The organism is Kitasatospora sp. Ki12 (assembly GCF_054601375.1).
The window spans coordinates 2,653,158-2,672,769 of the sequence record NZ_BAAIHT010000002.1; the positions used below are offsets into that span (position 1 = coordinate 2,653,158).

16 protein-coding genes are annotated in these 19,612 nt (G+C 73.1%); 4 read left to right on the forward strand and 12 right to left on the reverse strand.

Annotated elements, in window-relative coordinates; genetic code table 11:
• Positions 1 to 141 precede the first annotated feature (141 nt).
• The gene (locus ACYP53_RS29345) at positions 142 to 1,101 is read right to left on the reverse strand and encodes a tRNA (adenine-N1)-methyltransferase (RefSeq protein ID WP_189920992.1); all 960 of its coding nucleotides are present in this window, start codon (positions 1,099 to 1,101) and stop codon (positions 142 to 144) included.
• 69 nt (positions 1,102 to 1,170) lie between these two features.
• Positions 1,171 to 2,382 carry a site-2 protease family protein gene (locus ACYP53_RS29350; RefSeq protein ID WP_459649610.1) on the reverse strand — a complete coding sequence of 404 codons (1,212 nt, stop codon included), beginning with the start codon at positions 2,380 to 2,382 and terminating at the stop codon, positions 1,171 to 1,173.
• A gap of 168 nt (positions 2,383 to 2,550) precedes the next feature.
• Here ACYP53_RS29350 and ACYP53_RS29355 point away from each other — a divergent pair, with 168 nt between their 5' ends.
• Together ACYP53_RS29355 and ACYP53_RS29360 are read left to right on the forward strand one after the other, a co-directional pair.
• Positions 2,551 to 3,441 (forward strand): RecB family exonuclease, encoded by an 891-nt coding sequence (locus ACYP53_RS29355; RefSeq protein WP_459649611.1) that lies wholly within the window; start codon positions 2,551 to 2,553, stop codon positions 3,439 to 3,441.
• 43 nt (positions 3,442 to 3,484) lie between these two features.
• Positions 3,485 to 4,156, forward strand: a complete 672-nt coding sequence (locus ACYP53_RS29360) for a response regulator (protein WP_459649612.1) — start codon at positions 3,485 to 3,487, stop codon at positions 4,154 to 4,156.
• Positions 4,157 to 4,256: 100 nt separating this feature from the next.
• Here the strand turns inward: ACYP53_RS29360 and ACYP53_RS29365 are convergent, their stop codons facing one another.
• From ACYP53_RS29365 to metH, 3 genes are all read right to left on the reverse strand, one after another.
• On the reverse strand, positions 4,257 to 5,855 hold the full coding sequence (locus ACYP53_RS29365; protein ID WP_189920997.1) for an ABC transporter substrate-binding protein: 1,599 nt from the start codon (positions 5,853 to 5,855) through the stop codon (positions 4,257 to 4,259).
• A 245-nt stretch (positions 5,856 to 6,100) separates the two neighbouring features.
• Entirely contained in the window at positions 6,101 to 6,805 is a 705-nt protein-coding gene (locus ACYP53_RS29370) for an HAD family hydrolase (RefSeq protein WP_189921000.1), read from the reverse strand.
• A gap of 140 nt (positions 6,806 to 6,945) precedes the next feature.
• Positions 6,946 to 10,458 carry a methionine synthase gene (gene metH / locus ACYP53_RS29375; protein ID WP_189921002.1) on the reverse strand — a complete coding sequence of 1,171 codons (3,513 nt, stop codon included), beginning with the start codon at positions 10,456 to 10,458 and terminating at the stop codon, positions 6,946 to 6,948.
• A 142-nt stretch (positions 10,459 to 10,600) separates the two neighbouring features.
• On the opposite strand from metH, the gene ACYP53_RS29380 reads away from it, so the two are divergent.
• A complete protein-coding gene (locus ACYP53_RS29380) occupies positions 10,601 to 11,695 on the forward strand; it encodes a glycoside hydrolase family 18 protein (protein ID WP_459649613.1) in 1,095 nt (364 codons plus the stop codon).
• Positions 11,696 to 11,725: 30 nt separating this feature from the next.
• Here ACYP53_RS29380 and ACYP53_RS29385 read toward each other — a convergent pair whose 3' ends face one another.
• Positions 11,726 to 12,247 (reverse strand): SRPBCC family protein, encoded by a 522-nt coding sequence (locus ACYP53_RS29385; RefSeq protein WP_189921004.1) that lies wholly within the window; start codon positions 12,245 to 12,247, stop codon positions 11,726 to 11,728.
• 357 nt (positions 12,248 to 12,604) lie between these two features.
• Here ACYP53_RS29385 and ACYP53_RS29390 point away from each other — a divergent pair, with 357 nt between their 5' ends.
• On the forward strand, positions 12,605 to 13,558 hold the full coding sequence (locus tag ACYP53_RS29390; protein ID WP_189921006.1) for a PAC2 family protein: 954 nt from the start codon (positions 12,605 to 12,607) through the stop codon (positions 13,556 to 13,558).
• 101 nt (positions 13,559 to 13,659) lie between these two features.
• Here ACYP53_RS29390 and mshC read toward each other — a convergent pair whose 3' ends face one another.
• The 6 genes from mshC to ACYP53_RS29420 all read right to left on the reverse strand — a co-directional run bounded on the left by mshC (position 13,660) and on the right by ACYP53_RS29420 (position 19,468).
• Positions 13,660 to 14,889, reverse strand: a complete 1,230-nt coding sequence (gene mshC / locus ACYP53_RS29395; RefSeq protein ID WP_189921008.1) for a cysteine--1-D-myo-inosityl 2-amino-2-deoxy-alpha-D-glucopyranoside ligase — start codon at positions 14,887 to 14,889, stop codon at positions 13,660 to 13,662.
• A gap of 228 nt (positions 14,890 to 15,117) precedes the next feature.
• Positions 15,118 to 15,972, reverse strand: coding sequence for a dioxygenase family protein (locus ACYP53_RS29400; protein ID WP_459649614.1), 855 nt, complete (start codon positions 15,970 to 15,972; stop codon positions 15,118 to 15,120).
• 156 nt (positions 15,973 to 16,128) lie between these two features.
• On the reverse strand, positions 16,129 to 17,058 hold the full coding sequence (locus ACYP53_RS29405; RefSeq protein ID WP_459649615.1) for an AraC family transcriptional regulator: 930 nt from the start codon (positions 17,056 to 17,058) through the stop codon (positions 16,129 to 16,131).
• A gap of 67 nt (positions 17,059 to 17,125) precedes the next feature.
• Positions 17,126 to 17,923, reverse strand: a complete 798-nt coding sequence (locus tag ACYP53_RS29410; protein WP_229928931.1) for an SCO1664 family protein — start codon at positions 17,921 to 17,923, stop codon at positions 17,126 to 17,128.
• A 44-nt stretch (positions 17,924 to 17,967) separates the two neighbouring features.
• Complete coding sequence (locus ACYP53_RS29415) at positions 17,968 to 18,534, reverse strand: DUF3090 family protein (RefSeq protein ID WP_189921104.1); 567 nt, start codon at positions 18,532 to 18,534, stop codon at positions 17,968 to 17,970.
• 241 nt (positions 18,535 to 18,775) lie between these two features.
• On the reverse strand, positions 18,776 to 19,468 hold the full coding sequence (locus ACYP53_RS29420) for a histidine phosphatase family protein (protein ID WP_459649616.1): 693 nt from the start codon (positions 19,466 to 19,468) through the stop codon (positions 18,776 to 18,778).
• Positions 19,469 to 19,612: the final 144 nt, after the last annotated feature.

The window sequence follows — 19,612 nt, forward strand, 5'->3', positions numbered from 1 at the left end:
GGAGGCCCGAGGGACGAGGGCCTTGGAGCGCCGACCGTCGGCACCGGGTCCGAGCGCCCCGGAGGCGAGCCGGCCACAAAAAAGGGGGCAGGGGCGGCACGAGATCGCTCGTGCCGCCCCTTGAGTCGGTACCGCGGAGGCTCAGCCCAGGTCGGGCTGGTCGTCCTCGCCGGCGCGGGCCGCCTTGCGGGCGGCGGCGCGCTCCTTGAGGGACGCCTCGGGCGACCCGTTGTCGTAGTCCTCGCCGTACGCGCCCTTGGCCGGGCGGCGGCGGCGCAGCGGCGGCTCCACGCCGTCCGCCAGGCGGCGGGCGGTGAGCAGGAAGCCGGTGTGGCCGATCATCCGGTGGTCCGGGCGGACCGCCAGGCCCTCCAGGTGCCAGGTGCGGACCATGGTCTCCCAGGCCTGCGGCTCGGTGTAGGTGCCGTGCTCGCGCAGCGCCTCGACGGTCTTCGACATCTGCGTGGTGGTGGCCACGTAGCAGCAGATGAGGCCGCCGGGGACGAGCGCCTTGGAGGCGACGTCCAGGCACTCCCAGGGGGCCAGCATGTCGAGGATGACGCGGTCGACGTCGGTCTCGACCAGGTTGTCCTGGAGGTCGCCGACGGTGAGCTTCCACGCCGGGTGCGGGCCGCCGAAGTAGCGCTCCACGTTGCCCTGGGCGATGTCGGCGAAGTCCTGCCGGCGCTCGTAGGAGGCCAGCATGCCCTGCTCGCCGACGGCGCGCAGCAGGTAGGTGCTGAGCGCGCCCGAGCCGACTCCGGCCTCGACCACGCGGGCACCGGCGAAGATGTCGGCCATCGCCAGGATCTGCCCCGCGTCCTTGGGGTAGATCACGGCGGCGCCGCGCGGCATGGACAGGACGTAGTCGGGGAGCAGGGGGCGCAGCGCGAGGTACGGGACGTTCCCCGTGGTGCGCACGACCGTGCCCTCGGGGGCGCCGATCAGCTCGTCATGCGGGAACGCACCCTTGTGGGTGTGGAACTGGTTCCCGGCCTGGAGCGTGAACGTGTAGTGGCGACCCTTGGGGTCGGTCAGCTGGACCTGGTCCCCGACCTGGAAGGGCCCGCGTCGGCGGGTGGCACCGGTCGGTTCGGACATACGCACAATCCTAAGGGAAGCGGACCGCCCCGCCTCACCAGCCCCTGGCGGCGGCCGTCGTCCCGGGCGTCACCGGCCGCTGACGGCCGAGGTCAGGCGCTGCTCGATGTCGCTGAGCGCGGCGACGCCGTACACCCGGCCGTCGGCCTCGACGACCAGGTACTCCCCCGCCGGGGTGGCCTGGACGGCCCGCAGCAGGTCCTCGCCGGCCAGGTCGGCGTCCAGCCGCAGGCCGGGCTCCAGGTCGCGGGCGTACGGGCCGACGGCGACCCAGGGGCGGCGGTGCTCCGGCACCTCCCGCGCCTTGGACTCCCGGAGGATGGCGATCGGCTCGCCCCGGCCGTCCACCACGACCACGGCGCCGGCCCGGGCCTCGCGGGCGCGGCGCATCGCCTCACCGAGCGAGGTGTCGGCGGTGACCTCGACGGTGCGGCGGGCCAGGTCGCGCAGCCGCAGGCCGGGCAGCGCCTCCTTGAGCCGGGCGTTGCGCACGCTGCCGGTGGCGCCGTTCCAGATGATCGCGGCGAGCACGGCGGCGAGCACCGCGTCCACCAGGGTGTCGGTGGTGGTGCGCTCGACCCCGCGGGCGGCGCTGATCAGCGGCAGGCCGATCAGGACGGCGACCGCCAGCATCCGGCCGACCCAGGCGGCGGCCACCGTGCCCGCCATCGGCCGGCCGGTGATCGCCCAGACGACGGCGCGCAGCATCCGCCCGCCGTCCAGCGGCAGGCCGGGCAGCAGGTTGAAGGCGGCGACCACCAGGTTGGACACCATCAGGCCCGTGAGCAGCACCCCGGGCACGCTGGACAGCTCCACGGCCCGCACCGCGAGGTAGAACACCCCGCCGAGCGCCAGCGAGAGCAGCGGGCCGACGAAGGCCAGCCAGAACTCCCGCCAGGGCGTGGTGGCCTCCTTCTCGATCTCGGAGACGCCGCCGAAGAACTGCAGCTGGATCCGGCGCACCCCGAGCCCGTAACGCAGCGCTACCAGGGTGTGGGCGAGCTCGTGGACCAGGACGGAGGCGTAGAAGGCGACGGCGAAGGAGAACGCGACCAGGTAGCGGGTGGCACCGAGGTCGGGCAGCACGTCGTTCAGCTGGCCGCCGAACACCCAGGTGATCAGCGCGGCGATGACGAACCAGGAAGGGGTGACGTAGATCGGCACGCCGAAGGGCCGGCCCATCAGGAGGCCGCTGCGGCGCTCCGGCGGCGGCCCGGCCGGGCGTTTGCGGTCGTCCTGCGGTGGCTGGTCGGAGGTCTGCTGCCCCCTGCTGTCGCTCACCGTGATCCCTTCGGTCGTCTCCCCCGTCGTGCCCCGGTGCGCCCACGCTACGTGATCGCGGCGCTCCGGCGCCGCGCGCCCCTCCCGGTGCTCTCATACCCACTGCGCGGGCCGTGGTGGCAGCACCGTGGCAGCGGGATGACAGCAAAGGGCAATAGGGTCGTAGCCATGCAGCAGACCGACACCACCAGCGCCACCGGGGCCCCGGTGCGCCCGGCGGCGCCGCCGACCGGCCTGTCCCCGTCCCGGGCGGGGGACTTCCTCACCTGTCCCCTGCTGTACCGGCTGCGGGTGATCGACCGGCTCCCCGAGCCGCCGAGCGCGGCGGCCACCCGGGGCACGCTGGTGCACGCGGTGCTGGAGCGGCTGTTCGACAGCCCGGCGGCCGAGCGCACGCCGGAGCGGGCGTTGGGCCTGCTGCGCCCGCAGTGGGAGCGGCTGCTCGGTGAACGGCCGGAGCTGGGCTCGTTGTTCCCGGAAGACCCGGAGGACCCGGACGGCGCGGCGCTGACCCGCTGGCTGTCCGACGCCGAGAAGCTGGTCGGCCAGTGGTTCCGGCTGGAGGACCCGACCCGGCTGCACCCGGTGGAGCGGGAGCTGTACGTGGAGACGGCCCTGGAGTCGGGGCTGCTGCTGCGCGGCTACATCGACCGGGTCGACGTCGCCCCGACCGGCGAGGTCCGGCTGGTGGACTACAAGACCGGCCGGGCGCCCTCGCGGGACTTCGAGGGCAAGGCGATGTTCCAGATGAAGTTCTACGCGCTGGTCGTGTGGCGGTGGAAGGGCGTGATCCCCAAGCGCCTCCAGCTGGTCTACCTCGGCGGGGGCGGGGACGTGGTCAGCTACGACCCGGACCAGGCCGACCTGCTCGCGGTGGAGCGCAAGCTGCAGGCGCTGTGGGAGCGGATCGGCCACGCGGTGGCCACCGGGGACTTCCCGGCCACCCGCAACCGCCTCTGCGACTGGTGCGACCACCGGGCCAGCTGCCCGGAGTTCGGCGGCACCCCGCCGCCGTACCCGCTGCCGCTGTCCCGTACGCCTGACGAAGACGATCGATGAGGACGATCCCGACGGGGGATCCGATGAACGAGGAGTGTCCTAGGTGACGATCCGTGTGCTGCTGGTCGACGACCAGCCGCTGCTGCGCACCGGTTTCCGGATGATCCTGGAGGCCGAGTCCGACCTGGTGGTGGTCGGTGAGGCCGGCGACGGTCAGCAGGCGCTGGACCAGGTGCGGGCGCTGCAGCCCGACGTGGTGCTGATGGACATCCGGATGCCGCGGATGGACGGCGTCGAGGCGACCCGCCGGATCGCCGGCCCGGGTCGGGACGGCCCGGCGAAGGTCCTGGTGCTGACCACCTTCGACCTGGACGAGTACGTGGTGGAGGCGCTGCGCGCGGGCGCCAGCGGCTTCCTGCTGAAGGACGTCCCGGCCGAGGAGCTGGTGCAGGCGATCCGGGTGGTCGCGGACGGCGCGGCGATGCTGGCGCCGAGCATCACCCGCCGGCTGCTGGACATGTACGCCACCAAGCTGCCGTCGGGCGACGAGGCGCCGCCGCAGGCGCTGAGCGCGCTGACCGACCGCGAGCTGGAGGTGCTGAAGCTGGTGGCGCGGGGGCTGTCGAACGCGGAGATCGCGGCCGAGCTGTTCGTCAGCGAGACCACCGTGAAGACCCACGTCGGCCATGTGCTGACCAAGCTGCAGCTGCGCGACCGGGTGCAGGCGGCCGTGTACGCGTACGAGAGCGGGCTGGTGCGCCCGGGCAGCCTGTAGCGGCCTCCGCGGCCGGTGACGGCCCGCGGAAACGTCACGGCGGCCCGTCCGCCGCTCCCCGTGGTGAGGGGGCGGTGGACGGGCCGCCGTCCTGTGCGCGCTACTTGGCGCTGCGGCTGATCTCCCAGAAGCGGAAGAAGCCGGTGGTGTCGACGGTGGACTCGACGCCGGTGACGTACGAACGGGCCGCGTAGAAGGCCTTGTTCTGGTACAGCGGGATCAGCGGGACGCTCTCGGCCTCGATCTGCTGGATCTGGCCGTAACCGACCGCGGCCGCGCTGCGGTCGGCCTGCTTGAGGCCGTCCGGCACCAGCTTGCCGCTGATCCGCGGGTCGTCCCAGCCGTGGTGGTAGGCACCGCCGTTGACCAGCAGCGGGGCGATGTAGTTGTCCGGGTCCGGGTAGTCGGCGAACCAGCCGATGACGTAGGCCTGGTACTTGCCGTCGGCCCAGCCCTTCTTGTACGCCTCCCAGTCCGGCTCCTGCTGGACCGTGACCTGGAAGAGGCCGCCGGCCTCCAGCTGCTTCTTCAGCGTCTCGGCCTCGTTGGCGCCGGCCCGCGAGCGGGACCAGGTGAGGTTGAGCTTGACCGGGGTCGGGACCTTGGCGTCGGTGAGGATCTTCTTGGCCTTGGCCACGTCCTGCTCGCCGTAGCGGTCGAAGAAGGCGGTGGTGTGGCCGGTGACGCCGGCCGGGACCATCGCGTACAGCGGCTGGACGGTCCGGGCGAAGACGTCGCGGGCGAGCGCCTTGCGGTCCATCAGCTGCGCGGCGGCCTGGCGGACCGCGGGGTTGCCGCCGACCGCGTCCTTGGTGTTGAAGACCAGCGAACGGGTGTCGTTGCTGTCGCCCTCGGTCACCTGCAGGTCGGTCTTGCCGCCCTGCTGGTCGGAGCGGATCTGGGCGGCGGTGTTCGGCTCCAGGCTGTTGTCGGTGAGGTCGACGTCGCCCTTGTCCAGCGCGGCCTTCAGGTCGTCGGCCTTGTCGAAGTACCGGACGGTGAACTTGGTGTTCCGCAGCTTGGCCTCGCCGCCGTACTTGTCGTTGGGCGACAGCACGACCTTGCCGACCTGCTTGCCGCTGTTCTCGACCGAGTCGATGCGGTACGGGCCGGAGCCGACCTGCTTGTCGTTGGCCAGCGCCTTGTCGGCCGGGTAGACCTGGTGGTCCACGATGGCCCCGGCCGGGGTGGCCAGCTTGGCCGGCAGGGTGGCGTCCGGCGCGGAGAGGTGGAACAGCACCTCGTTGTCGCCCTTGGCCTCGACGGACTTGATCGAGGAGAGCAGCGAGACCGGCCCGTTGTCGTCGTTGATCTTCTTGGTGCGCTCGATCGAGAACACCACGTCCGCGGCGGTCAGCGGGTGGCCGTTGGAGAACTTCTGCCCGGGCCGCAGGGTGCAGTGGTACTCGGTGGCCTCGCCGCCGGTGAACTCGCAGGACTGCGCGGCGTCCGGGCTCGGGTTGCTGGCGGCCGCCGGGAAGGTCAGCAGCGACTGGAAGGTGTTGCGCATGACCAGCCAGGAGCCGGAGTCGTAGGAGGTCGCCGGGTCCAGGGTGCCGGTCAGCTGGGCGGTGCCCATGGTGATCGACTTGCCGCTGTCCCCCTTCACGGCGTCGGTCACCGATCCGCAGCCGGCCACCGTCACGGCGACCAGACCGGCACAGCCGAGTACTGCGAGGCGTTCAGCTGAAGTCTTCACGGGGCGCGTCCTTATCGGTGGCACGAAACCCGAGTAGCGTGCCATATCGAACACGCACGACCGATACCCGCGCAGATGACGTTTGGGACACGGCGGTTCAGGGCAGCACCTCGCGCTCGACGAGATGTCAGCCAATGCCCCATTTCTCCCTCGATCACCTCGGACCGGGGCCCCGTCCTGCCGTGTACCGGCCGGTAGGGCCGGGCCGCAATGAGAGGACAATCACACTCGCAGGGGTGGGTGACTCAGACCCGCGAGGCGACCAGCGAGCGCAACAGGTCGAGGTCGACCTGCTCCAGCGAGGGCAGCACCAGGCGCCCCGGGGCCGGCTCGATCGCCGCCACCGAGGGCACCGCGATCACCGGGCAGCCGGCCGCCTCGCCCGCGCTCACCCCGGTCGGGGTGTCCTCGACCACCACGCAGCGGGCCGGCTCCGCACCCAGCCGGCGGGCCGCCTCCAGGTACGGGTCGGGGAACGGCTTGGTGCGCGGCACCTCGTCCCCGCCGATGGTGAAGGCGAAGTGGTGGGCGCCCAGCGAGCGCAGCACGATGTCGATCACGTGCCGGTGCGAGGCGGACACCATGGCGGCCGGGATCCCGTGCGCGGCAAGGGTGTTGAGGAGGCGCTCGGCGCCCGGCATCAGCGGCACGCCGCCGCCCAGCAGGTCCACGAAGCGCTGGTTCACCAGCACGCCCAGGTCGGCCGGGGCGATGTCCACGCCGGTCCGGGCGACCAGGTAGTCCATCACCCGGGTCATCGGGCCGCCGACCACGTGCGCGCGGTCCGCCTCGTCCAGCTGGTGGCCCAGCTCGGCGAAGAGCGAGACCTCGGCCTGCCACCAGAAGTCCTCGGTGTCCACCAGCGTGCCGTCCATGTCCAGCAGCACCGCCTGCAGACCGCGGTCGTCCCCGTGGTCCAGCACGCGGGTGGCGGTGGGACTGGTGGTCATGGCGGGTTCCTTCCGGCAGGCCCCGGACCGTGCCCGGGGATGGCACAGGCCGGCCCGCTGGTGAGCGGACCGGCCCGTTCAGGATCATCAAGGATACGCCCGCTTCGTCCGGAAAGCGCGAACGGAGCGGAACGCCCGCGTTACCGGGCGTTGAAGTACTTCGCCTCCGGGTGGTGGATCACGATCGCGTCGGTGGACTGCTCCGGGTGCAGCTGGAACTCCTCGGAGAGCACCACGCCGATCCGCTCGGGCTTCAGCAGCTCGGCGATCTTGGCGCGGTCCTCCAGCTCGGGGCAGGCCCCGTAGCCGAGCGAGAAGCGGGCGCCCCGGTACTTGAGCGCGAACATGTCCTTGACGTCCTGCGGGTCCTCGCCGGAGAAGCCCAGCTCGTAGCGGACCCGGGCGTGCCAGAACTCGGCCAGCGCCTCGGCCAGCTGCACCGACAGGCCGTGCAGCTCCAGGTAGTCGCGGTAGGAGTTCCCGGCGAACAGCTCGTTGGCCGCCTCCGAGATCCGGTTGCCCATCGTCACCACCTGCAGGCCGACCACGTCCCGCACGCCGGCCTCCTCCGGGCGGAAGAAGTCGGCCAGGCAGAGCCGGCGGCCGCGGCGCTGGCGCGGGAAGGTGAAGCGGGTGCGCTCGGTGCCGTCCTCGTGGAAGACGATCAGGTCGTCGCCCTTGGAGTTGGCCGGGTAGTAGCCGTAGACCACGGCCGCCTCCAGCCAGCCCTCGGTCTGCAGCCGGTCCAGCCAGGCCCGCAGCCGCGGCCGGCCCTCGGTCTCCACCAGCTCCTCGTAGGACGGCCCCTCGCCGGTGCGCGCCGCCTTCAGGCCCCACTGGCCCTTGAACAGCGCGTCCTCGTCCAGCCAGGAGGCGTAGTCGGCGAACGGGATGCCCTTGACGATCCGGTCGCCCCAGAACGGCGGGGTGGGCACGGCGTTGTCCACGGCGACGTCGGAGCGGATCTGGCCGAGGTTGACCTCCGGCTCCGGCTCCTCCACCTCGACCCGGGCGTGCCGGCGCTGCTTGAGCTCCGGCAGGGTCGCGCCGGGCACCCCGCGCTTGACCGCGATCAGCGCGTCCATCAGCCGCAGGCCCTCGAAGGCGTCCCGGGCGTAGCGGACCTCGCCCTCGTAGATCTCGTGCAGGTCCTGCTCGACGTAGGCCCGGGTGAGGGCGGCGCCGCCGAGGATCACCGGGAAGCTGGCGGCCAGCTTGCGCTGGTTGAGCTCCTCCAGGTTCTCCTTCATGATCACGGTCGACTTGACCAGCAGGCCGGACATCCCGATCACGTCCGCGTTGTGCTCCTGCGCGGCGTCCAGGATCGCCGAGACCGGCTGCTTGATGCCCAGGTTGACCACGGTGTAGCCGTTGTTGGACAGGATGATGTCGACCAGGTTCTTGCCGATGTCGTGGACGTCGCCCTTGACGGTGGCCAGCACGATGGTGCCCTTGCCCTCGTCGTCGGACTTCTCCATGTGCGGCTCCAGGTGGGCCACCGCGGTCTTCATCACCTCGGCGGACTGGAGCACGAACGGCAGCTGCATCTGGCCGGAGCCGAACAGCTCGCCGACCACCTTCATGCCGGCCAGCAGCGTGCTGTTGACGATCTCCAGCGCCGGACGCTCCGTCAGCGCCTCGTCCAGGTCGGCCTCCAGGCCGTTGCGCTCGCCGTCGATGATCCGGCGCTGCAGCCGCTCGTCCAGCGGGAGCGCGGCCAGCTCCTCGGCCTTGGAGGCCCTGACCGACGCCGAGGAGACGCCCTCGAAGAGCTGGAGCAGCTTCTGCAGCGGGTCGTAGCCCTCGCCGCGGCGGTCGTAGACCAGGTCGAGCGCGACCTCGCGCTGGTCCTCGGGGATCCGGGCCATCGGCAGGATCTTGGAGGCGTGCACGATCGCCGAGTCCAGGCCGGCCTCGACGCACTCGTTCAGGAAGACCGAGTTGATCACCATGCGGGCGGCCGGGCTGAGGCCGAAGGAGATGTTGGACAGGCCCAGGGTGGTCTGCACCTTCGGGTGGCGGCGCTTGAGCTCGCGGATCGCCTCGATGGTCTCGATGCCGTCCCGGCGGGACTCCTCCTGGCCGGTGCCCAGGGTGAAGGCCAGGCAGTCGACCAGGATCGAGCCCTCGTCGATGCCGTACTCGGTGGTGAGCTGCGCGATCAGCCGCTCGGCGATGGCCACCTTGGTCTCGGCGGTGCGGGCCTGGCCCTGCTCGTCGATGGTCAGCGCGATCAGGCCGGCGCCGTGCTCGCGGGCCAGCGAGGCGATCCGGCCGAAGCGGGTGTCCGGGCCGTCGCCGTCCTCGTAGTTGACCGAGTTGAGCACCGCGCGGCCGCCGAGGGCCTCCAGGCCGGCCCGCAGCACGTCCGGCTCGGTGGAGTCCAGCACGATCGGCAGGGTGGAGGCGGTGGCCAGCCGGCCGGCGACCTCCTTCATGTCGGCGACGCCGTCGCGGCCGACGTAGTCCACGCAGAGGTCGAGCAGGTGGGAGCCGTCCCGGATCTGGTCGCGGGCGATCTCCACGCAGGCCTGCCAGTCGCCGGCCAGCATCGACTCGCGGAACTTCTTCGAGCCGTTGGCGTTGGTGCGCTCGCCGATCGCCAGGTACGAGGTGTCCTGGCGGAACGGCACCGCCTGGTACAGCGAGGAGGCCGAGGGCTCGGGCTGCGGCTCGCGCGCGGCGACCGGGCGGCCCTGGACCCGCTCGACCACCTGGCGCAGGTGCTCGGGCGTGGTGCCGCAGCAGCCGCCGACCAGCGAGAGGCCGTACTCGCGGGTGAACACGTCGTGCGCGTCGGCCAGTTCGGCCGGGGAGAGCGGGTAGTGGGCGCCGTCCTTGCCGAGCACCGGCAGGCCCGCGTTCGGCATGCAGGACAGGCCGATCCGGGCGTTCTTGGCCAGGTAGCGCAGGTGCTCGCTCATCTCGGCCGGGCCGGTGGCGCAGTTCAGGCCGATGTAGTCCACCCCGAGCGGCTCCAGTGCGGTGAGCGCGGCGCCGATCTCGGAACCCAGCAGCATGGTGCCGGTGGTCTCCACCGTCACCTGCACCAGCACCGGCAGGTCGAGCCCGGCCTCGGCCAGGGCGCGCTTGGAGCCGAGGATGGCGGCCTTGGTCTGCAGCAGGTCCTGGCTGGTCTCGACCAGCAGCGCGTCGGCACCGCCCGCGATCAGGCCGGCCGCGTTCTCCTGGAAGCCGTCGCGCAGCGTCTCGTACGGGGCGTGGCCGAGGGTGGGCAGCTTGGTGCCGGGGCCGATCGAGCCGAGCACCCAGCGGACGCGGCCGTCGGCGGCGGTGTGGGCGTCGGCGGTCTCCCGGGCGATCCGGGCGCCCGACTCGGACAGCTCGAAGATCCGCTCGGCGATCTCGTACTCGCCGAGCGCCGAGAAGTTGGCGCCGAAGGTGTTGGTCTCCACGCAGTCCACGCCCACGCCGAAGTAGGCCTCGTGGACGGAGCGGACGATGTCGGGCCGGGTGATGTTGAGGACCTCGTTGCAGCCTTCGAGGTTCTGGAAGTCCTCCAGCGTCGGGTCCTGCGCCTGGAGCATGGTGCCCATCGCACCATCGGCCACCACCACCCGGGTGGCAAGCGCTTCACGCAACGCGTTCGCGCGACTCTGCTGAGTGATGGACGGGTCGGCTGCAGTGGCCATGGGGCTTCTCCCTGGTGCGACGGCTGTCGGCTTTGCGCCCCGCTTGGTCGGGGACACACGTGGTCAGCGTATCCGGCCGACGGGTCGGCTTGCGGACCCATTCCGTATCCTGAGCGCTTTACCGCAAGGGGGGAGCAAGTGCGTGAGTCGATTCCGGACCGTGGTGCGGCAAACCGGCAAGGCCCTGGGGGCCCCGTTCCGGGCCCTGCGCGAGCGCTGGCGCCGGTGGTCCTGGTGGCGCCGGTCGCTGCTGGTCCTGGCGCTGGTGGTGGCGGTGCCCGTGACCGCGCTCGGCTCGGTGTTCGTCTCTATCCGACTGCACTACACGGGTGAGCCGGCCGCCGAGGCCCGCACCCGCGGGCGGGACGCGGTCTGGCTCGGCCACGCCTGGGTGGACGGGCGCAAGACCGAGGCCGACGTCGAGGCGCTGACCCGGCAACTTTCCGGTACCGGCATTCGCGACCTGTACGTGCACACCGGACCGCTGGAGCACGACGGCTCGCTGCCGCCGGCCGTCCACCCCCGGGCCCGCTGGTTCACCGACACCGTGCACCGGGCGCTGCCCGGCGTACGGCTGCAGGGCTGGCTGGGTGACGAGGTCAAGCCCGAGAAGGACGCCCTGGACCTGGAGGACGCCCCCACCCGGGACCGGGTGACCGCCTCCGCCCGCCAGGTGCTGGACCAGGGCTTCGACGGCGTGCACTTCGACATGGAGCCGATCCGCCCCGGTTCGGCCGGCTGGCTGGACCTGCTCGACCGGGTCCGCCCGGTCACCGCGGCGCGCGGCGCCGTGCTCTCGGTGGCCGCCCCGCAGATCGACCCCGTCCCGGGCCTGCACACGGCCGGCATCCTACTCACCGACCACGGCAAGTGGTGGGACCGGGCGTACTTCACCGAGACCGCCCGCCGGGTCGACCAGGTCGCCGTGATGACCTACGACACCTCGATGCCGACCGAGCCGCTGTACGGCGGCTACGTCGCCCAGCAGACCGAACTGGCCCTGCGGTCCACCCCGGCCGACGTGGACCTGCTGATCGGCCTGCCGTTCTACTGGGACGACAAGTGGGGCCACTGGGGTGACGCCGAGACCGTCGACGCGGCCGTCCGCGGCGTCCGGCTGGGCCTGGGCCGGGAGGACCTGCGCCGCGCCCACTTCGGCGTCGCGCTGTACGTGGACTTCGCCTCGACGCCGGAGAACTGGGCGGCCTACCGGCGCGGCTGGGTGGACGTCCGGTAGCGCGGCCGGGTCGGTGGGGAAGGTCAGGCTCTACGCGGCCAGCCGGTGGGCCAGGGCGCCCAGGTAGCGGTGGACGGTCGCGTCCTCGCCGACCACGTAGTGCGAGACCGCCCGGTACAGCGGCTTGCGGACCTCGCCGCGCTCGGTGACGGTCAGCGAGCAGCCCGGCCCGGCCGGGGTGAGCACGTACGTCCAGGTGCCGCCGTACGGCAGGTCCGGGTCGGCGATGCCGGTGACCAGGCGGTGCGGCGCCTCGCTGGCCACCACCTCGTACGTGACGTGCCCGTGCCGGTCGTACTCGCGCCAGCGCACCCGGCCGCCGGCCGCGGCGGGCAGCCGCTCGACGTGGGTGAGGCCGGGCCGCCAGGCCGGGTAGAGGTCGATGTCGGTCAGCACGTCCCAGACCGCGCCGGGCGGCTGGGCGAGCTCCAGCCCACCCTCGGTGACGTGCTCCACCGGCAGCCGGCGCCCGGCCCGGTCCGCCGCCAGCAGCGCGGCGCCGGCCAGCGCGGCCGCACCCGTGCCCGCGCCGATCCACAGCCATCCGTTCATCGGTGTGGCCCCTTCCGCCCGGCCCCCGCCCGTTCATCATCGCGCCACTGGGCCGAGGAGGCACGTGCGTCGCCCTGCGCCACCGGTCGGACGCGGTGCGCGCCCGACCGGCGATCTGACGGCCCGTCAGTCCATGGGGCCGCGATATCCGCTGGATCGGGGCGGCCGGCTCCCCCAGACTGTCCCGGTGCCCGGCCGCGGTGCGCATCAAAGCCCGTAGGCTGGGCAGGTAGGGACCATGGAGCGAGGCGTTCCATGGGAGACGAGAGGTTCGACAGTCGGCAGCCGGCCCGTCGGCGCCCCGGCAAACCAGCCGGGGCGGTGCCGGCCCAGCCGCCGACCGGAGGGAGACGCTGGGTGATCGAGCTGGAAGATGTTCCCGAGTTGATCGACCCGGTGATGGTCTGCGCCTTCGAGGGCTGGAACGACGCGGGCGACGCCGCCTCCGCCGCTCTGGCGCATCTGGACGAGACCTGGGGCGGCAAGGTGATCGCCGCCCTGGACGCGGAGGACTACTACGACTTCCAGGTCAACCGGCCCACGGTCTGGCTGGACGGCGGCATCCGCCGGATCACCTGGCCGACGACCAGGATCTCGGTGATCCGGGTGACGGAGCCGACGACCAGGGACCTCGTGCTGGTCCGCGGCATCGAGCCGAGCATGCGCTGGCGCTCGTTCTGCAACGAGCTGCTGGGCTTCGCGCACGAGCTGGGCATCGAGCTGGTGGTGATCCTGGGCGCGCTGCTCGGCGACACCCCGCACAGCCGCCCGGTGCCGGTCAGCGGGGTCACCTCCGACCCGGAGCTGGCCCGTCGGCTGGACCTGGAGGAGAGCCGCTACGAGGGCCCGACCGGCATCGTCGGCGTGCTCCAGGAGGCCTGCACCCACGCCGGGGTCCCGGCCGTGACGCTGTGGGCCGCGGTGCCGCACTACGTCTCGCAGCCGCCGAACCCGAAGGCCACGCTGGCCCTCCTCAACAAGCTGGAGGACCTGCTGGACCTGCGCATCCCGCCGGGCGAGCTCGGCGAGGACGCCCGGGCCTGGCAGCTCGGCGTGGACCAGCTGGCCGCCGAGGACAGCGAGGTGGCCGAGTACGTCCAGCAGCTGGAGGAGGCGCAGGACACCGCGGAGCTTCCGGAGGCCTCCGGGGACGCCATCGCCCGCGAGTTCGAGCGCTACCTGCGCCGCCGGGAGAACGTCGGGCCGACCGGCGAGAAGCCGGTGTCCGGGCACGCCACGGCGGAGCGGCCGGCCGAGCCGGAGGCGCCGGGCGGCGCCCGGGAGAGCCAGGACGGCGCCGAGGACGAGTAGTGGTCGACGGGTACGCCGAAGGGGCGTCAGGACCTCGGTCCTGACGCCCCTTCGGCGTTGTGGTGCGGGGTGCTGTCCCGCCGGGAGTTGTCGGACGCGCCCTAGAGCGCGACGCCGAGCAGGGCGTCCACGGTGCGGGTCACCAGGCCGGGCGCGCCGATGTCGGTGCCGCCCCCGGTCTCCTGCCGCTCGGCCCAGCGGTCGACGGCGGCCAGCGCGGCGGGCGCGTCCAGGTCGTTCGCGAGCGCCGTGCGGACCTCGGCGAGCAGGTCCTCGGCGGCCGGGCCGTCCGGCCGGGAGACCGCGGCGCGCCAGCGGGCGAGGCGCTCGACGGCCTCGTCCAGGACGTCCTTGGTCCACTCCCAGTCGGCGCGGTAGTGGTGCGAGAGCAGCGCCAGGCGGATCGCCGCCGGGTCGACGCCCTCGCGGCGCAGCGCCGAGACGAAGACCAGGTTGCCGCGGGACTTGGACATCTTGTGGCCGTCCAGGGCGACCATGCCGGCGTGCACGTACGCCTGGGCGTACGGGTGGGCGCCGGTGGCGACCTGGGCGTGCGCGGCGCCCATCTCGTGGTGCGGGAAGGAGAGGTCGCTGCCGCCGCCCTGGATGTCGAAGGACATGCCGAGGTACCGCAGCGCGATGGCGACGCACTCGATGTGCCAGCCGGGGCGGCCGTGGCCGAGCTCGGTGTCCCAGGCGGGCTCGCCGGGGCGGGCGGCCATCCAGAGCAGGGCGTCCAGCGGGTTGCGCTTGCCGGGGCGGTCCGGGTCGCCGCCGCGCTCGGCGAAGACCGGGCGCATGGCCTCGCGGGTGAGGCCGGAGACCTCGCCGAAGCGCGGGTCGGCGTCGACCGAGAAGTAGATGTCGCCGTCCACGTCGTAGGCGGCGCCGGAGGCCAGCAGCTTCTGGACGATCGGGACGATCCACGGGATCGACTCGACGGCGCCGATGTAGTGCGCCGGCGGGAGCATGCGCAGCGCGGTCATGTCCTCGCGGAACAGGGCCGTCTCGCGCTCGGCCAGGGCGGTCCAGTCCTGACCGGTCTCGACGGCGCGCTGCAGCAGCGGGTCGTCCACGTCGGTCACGTTCTGGACGTACAGGACGTCGTGGCCGGCGTCCTTCCAGACGCGCTGGACCAGGTCGAACGCGTTGTAGGTGGCGGCGTGGCCCAGGTGGGTCGCGTCGTAGGGGGTGATGCCGCAGACGTAGATCCGGGCGGTGCCGTCCTGCGGCACCACCTCTCGGACCGTACCCGCTGCGGTGTCGTGGATACGGAGGGGGAGCCCCTGACCAGGCAGGGCGGGAACCTCGGAGGCGGGCCAGGCATGCATGGAAACAACTTTAACCTTGCGAACATTTGAAAGCCTAACCAGTGCGCAAGATCGACTGGAATCGCTTCCTGGCGTTGCCTGACCGCTTCCCGACTGGTATTGCACGGAAACTCCGGTGGAACGTGACGGAACGGGAGCACCCCGCCCGGCCCCCGGACAGGGGTGAGCGCCCGGCCGGCCCTGCCGCCGACCGGGCGCCCGGCTCCCCGGGGAACGCGGCCGGAGCCGCTACGACCGCTGCCAGAGGGCCGGCACGTTCGGCGGCTCCCAGCCGGCCATGGCGGTGTGCGCCTGGAGGCAGACGTAGGAGACGCCGGAGTAGGTGACGCGGTCGCCCGCGCGGTAGGAGGCGCCCGGGGCCCAGGTGCCGCCCGGCGGCGCGGTGGGCGTCCCGGTCGGGGTGGGCGTGGTCGGGGTGGGCGTGGGCGAGCTGGGCGTCGGGCTCGGCGTGCCGGGGCTCTGCGGCACGTTCAGCACGAAGTCGTAGCTGCCCTCGCGGACGTTGCCGTTCTGCCGGACGTTCATCAGCAGCCGGGCGTCGTAGATGGTGTCGGTGCTGTTGCGCGGCTCACCCGGGAAGTACAGCTGGGTGGTGACGATCTGGCGGCCGGGGGCCTGGAGCTTCACGTGGATGTGCCGGGTACGGCCCGGGTAGAGGCCGGGCACGATGGTGTCCAGCTTGTACGCGCCGTTGGCGTCGGTGAACTGGTGGCCGCGGAAGGTGTAGCCGACGTTGTCGTACTCGCCGTTGTCGTCGGCCTGCCAGAAGTCCAGCAGGACGCCGGAGACGGGCCGGCAGGCCCGCCCGAACACGTAGCCGCTGACGACCAGCCGGGTGCCGGGGCCGTCGTTCACCAGGGATCCGCGCAGCGGGGAGTTCGGCTTGAAGTAGGGGCCCTCGGTCTGCTCGATCGTGGGGGCGTCGCCGTCGTGGCACTCGGGCGTGAACTCCGGGGTCCGGCCGCTGCCGGCCTGCTCCCGGGCCAGTGCGACCCCGCCGCCGACCAGCAGCGGGGCGGCCCCGAGTGCGGCGGCGGCTTTCAGGACGGTCTTGCGGCTGATCATGCCGTCGGGCTCGGGCATGCGCCGTCTCCTTCTCGTGAGGCGGGGGTGGGGGTGGGGGTGGGGGGTGACCCTTGCCATGGTGGGGGCATGACAAGGGCCGGACCGGCGGCCCGCCCGTGCGCCGGACCGGACACCGGCGCGGCCTTCGGCTCCCGAGGCGGGCCAGCAGCAAAGTTACGGGCCGTCCGGCGCGACCGCGATGGACATGATCCGGGGATCGTGGTGCTTTCCGTCGACCCGGGCCCGGAACTCCCCCGGCGTCATCCCGGTCTCCCGGCGGAAGAAGCGGCAGAAGTACGCCGGGTCCGCGAATCCCGCGTCCTTGGCGACCTGACGGATCGTCAGATCGGTGCAGGCGAGCAGCCGCTTGGCCTCCAGGGTCTGCTGGCGGCGGATCAGCCCGCCCGGCGTGCGGCCGGTGGCCCGCTTCACCAGGGTCTGCAAGTGCCCCGGGGAGACACCCAGTCGTCGGGCGATGGAGGCCACCGAATGCCGCACCCCGCCCGGCTCGGCGATCAACCGGGCGAAGGCGGCGGCCAGTTCGGACGACCGGCCGGCCACCGCCGGGCGGTCGTCCGGGACCCGGGCGCGCAGCGCCCGGACGATCAGGATGTGCAGGCTGGCCCGCAGCACGCCCTGGTAGCCGGGCGCCCTGGCCAGGAACTCGTGCTCCATGTCGGCGAACAGGGCGCCGATCGCGTCGGCCTGTTCACCGAGCGCGAGGGCCGGCCGGGTGGCCAGCGCCCGCAGGGCGGCGAGGTCCTGGGGACTGCCGAGCAGGAAGTCCTCGTTGAACAGCAGGACCCGGCCGGTGAGCTCCTCGGCGTCCGCCCAGTAGTGCACCTGGCCGGGGGTGATCACGCACAACTGCGGTGGCGCCAGCGTCCGGTGGACCAGGTCCAGGACGTGGGCGCCGCGGCCGCCGGTGACGTGGACGATCTCGTGGAACGAGTGCCGGTGGGGGAAGCCCGCCCGGGAGAGCGGGCCGATCGCGTCGAAGCTGCCGATGGCGAAGGGGAGCAGCTGGGGCAGCGGGACCTGCAGGCGGTGCAACGGCAGGTCCGGCGTGCCTCGGGGAGTGGGGGTGGTCCGTCGCGCGTCCATCGGAGCAGTCTGCGACCCGCCCCGGGGACAGGTCCAGACCATCGACGGAGGCGGTGACGGAGGTGGTTCAGACCGGCGGCCAGGGGATCGCGGGCCAGTCCTCGGGAGGCAGCGGATGACGGCCGGAACCGCGCAGTTCGGCCACCCGGGCCCGGGTGGCGTCCAGCTCGGCCCCGGTCAGGTGCGGGGCGAGGCGCTCGGCGAGCTCGCCGTCCAGCTGCTCGGCCAGCCGGGCCAGTACCTCCAGCGCCTCGGCGGGCAGCGGGTCGCCCGCCCAGCCCCAGAGCAGGGTGCGCAGCTTGCCCTCGGTGTTGAAGGTGACGCCGTGGTCGATGCCGTACACCCGGCCGTCCGCCGCCGGGATCAGGTGGCCGCCCTTGCGGTCCGCGTTGTTGAGCACCGCGTCCAGCACCGCGAGCCGGCGCAGCCGCCGGTCGTCGTGGTGCACCAGCAGCGCGGTGCGCCCGCCCTCCACCTCGGCCCGGACGATCGGCAGCCAGCCCTCCTCCGGGCCGCGCGGGTCCTGCAGCGCCAGCAGCGGTTCGGCCGCCGGGTCCGGCTCGACCCACAGCTGCACCATGCCCGGCCCGTGCGGGCCGTCGCGCAGCACCGTCGGCGGGATCAGCGCCCAGCCGGTCGCGGCGGACAGCTCGTACGCGGCGACCTCGCGGCCGGCCAGCGTGCCGTCCGGGAAGTCCCAGAGCGGGCGCTCCCCCGCCACCGGCTTGTAGACGGCCTGGGCGCTCAGCGAACCGTGCGCGACGGTGCAGTACAGCGCGGCGTTGGAGGCCTCGGTGAGCCGGCCGTGCACCGTCAGCTCGCCCTGGCGCAGCAGCGCGAGGGCGGTGGGCACGTCGGCGGCCAGCGCGGCGGCGGCCGCCGGGTCGGCCTGCGGCGGGGTGTCGGTGTTCAGCGCCGGTAGCCGTTCGCGCGCGGGCACAGGTGGCCCTCCGGGTCGAGCGGCAGGTTGCAGAACGGGCAGGGCTTGCGGCCGGCCGCGACCAGGTCCAGGGCGCGCTTGGCGAACACCCGGGCCATCGCGCCGGACAGCCGCACCCGCAGCATGTCCGGGCCGGCGTCGTCGTCGGTGAAGACCTCGGCGGCCTCCTCCTCTTCCTCCTCCTCGACCAGCGCCTGCGCCTCGACGACCAGGCAGCCGTCCGCGCTGTCCCAGGCCAGGGCCATCGTGCCGACCCGGAACTCCTGCTCCAGCGGCAGGTCCAGCGGAGCGGTGTCCAGCAGGTCCTTGGGGGCGGCGGCCGGGATGGCGGAGTCGCCGCCGCTGCGCCGCAGCGCCTCGTCCAGGACCTCCTCGATCCGCTCGGCGAGCGCCGCGACCTGGGTCTTCTCCAGCAGCACACTGGTGATCCGGCCCCGGGCGCTGGCCTGCAGGTAGAACGCCCTGGCGCCGGGCTGGCCGACGGTGCCGGCCACGAACCGTTCGGGCTGGTCGTAGAAGAAGACCTGACGGGTCACGCTCTCGCTCCGGATCGTGTCGGTCGGCGCGGATCCGCCGTGGGGGATCGTGGCCATTCGGACTCGTTAGTCACCCTACGACCTCCGGGCTCCGGCCGGGGAGCCGAGCCGACGGCCGCGGGCCGGGTGGCACCCGCGGGCCCGGGCGGTGCCGCTCGGACGGGGGACTGCCCGGGCGGTGCCGTTCAAGGAGTGCGGCTCGGGTGGTGCCGCTCGGGTGGTACGGCTCGGGTGCTGCCGCTCAGGTGGTGCCGCCGACCACCGCGTCACCGGCCGGGGTGACCGGCTCCGGCCCGCTCTTCGGCGCCAGCGACCCGAGGTCGCCGGTGTCGCCCGTCCTCAGCACGAAGGGCCGCTGCGGGGTGTAGCGGATCGCGGTGACCGAGCAGGGCTCGACGCTGATCCGCTGGAAGTGGTCCAGGTGCAGGCCGAGCGCGTCGGCCACCACGGCCTTGATCACGTCACCGTGCGAGCAGGCGATCCAGACCGCGTCCTCGCCGTGCTCGGCGGCGATCCTGCCGTTCCACTCGCGGACCGCGCTCACCGTACGGTGGCTCAGCTCGCGCAGCGACTCCCCGCCGGGGAAGGCCGCGGCGGCCGCGTGGTCCTGCACGGTGCGCCAGAGCGGCTCCTTCGCCAGCTCCGCCAGCGGACGGCCGGTCCACTCGCCGTAGTGGCACTCCCCCAGCCGCTCGTCCTCGGTCGGCGCGCCCAGCTCGGGCCGGGCGGCCAGCAGCGGCTCCAGCGTCTGGCGGCAGCGCTCCAGCGGACTGCTGACGACCCGCGCCAGCGGGATGCCGGCCAGCCGGTCGGCCAGCGCGGCGGCCTGCGCGCGTCCGGTGTCGTCGAGGTCCACGCCGGGGGTCCAACCGGCCAGGATCCCGGCGGTGTTCGCGGTGGAGCGGCCGTGACGGACGAGCAGCAGGGTGGGCATGGGGCTCAGCCTACGGCCTCCCGGCCCCGCCGCGGCGGCGGGTTACCGACCGGTTATCCGACCGGCACGCCGTCCGGCGGCCCCGGGCAGCCGGCCCTGCGGCCAACCCGGCGGCCCCCGGCCGGTGAACGCGTTCCGCCCGGG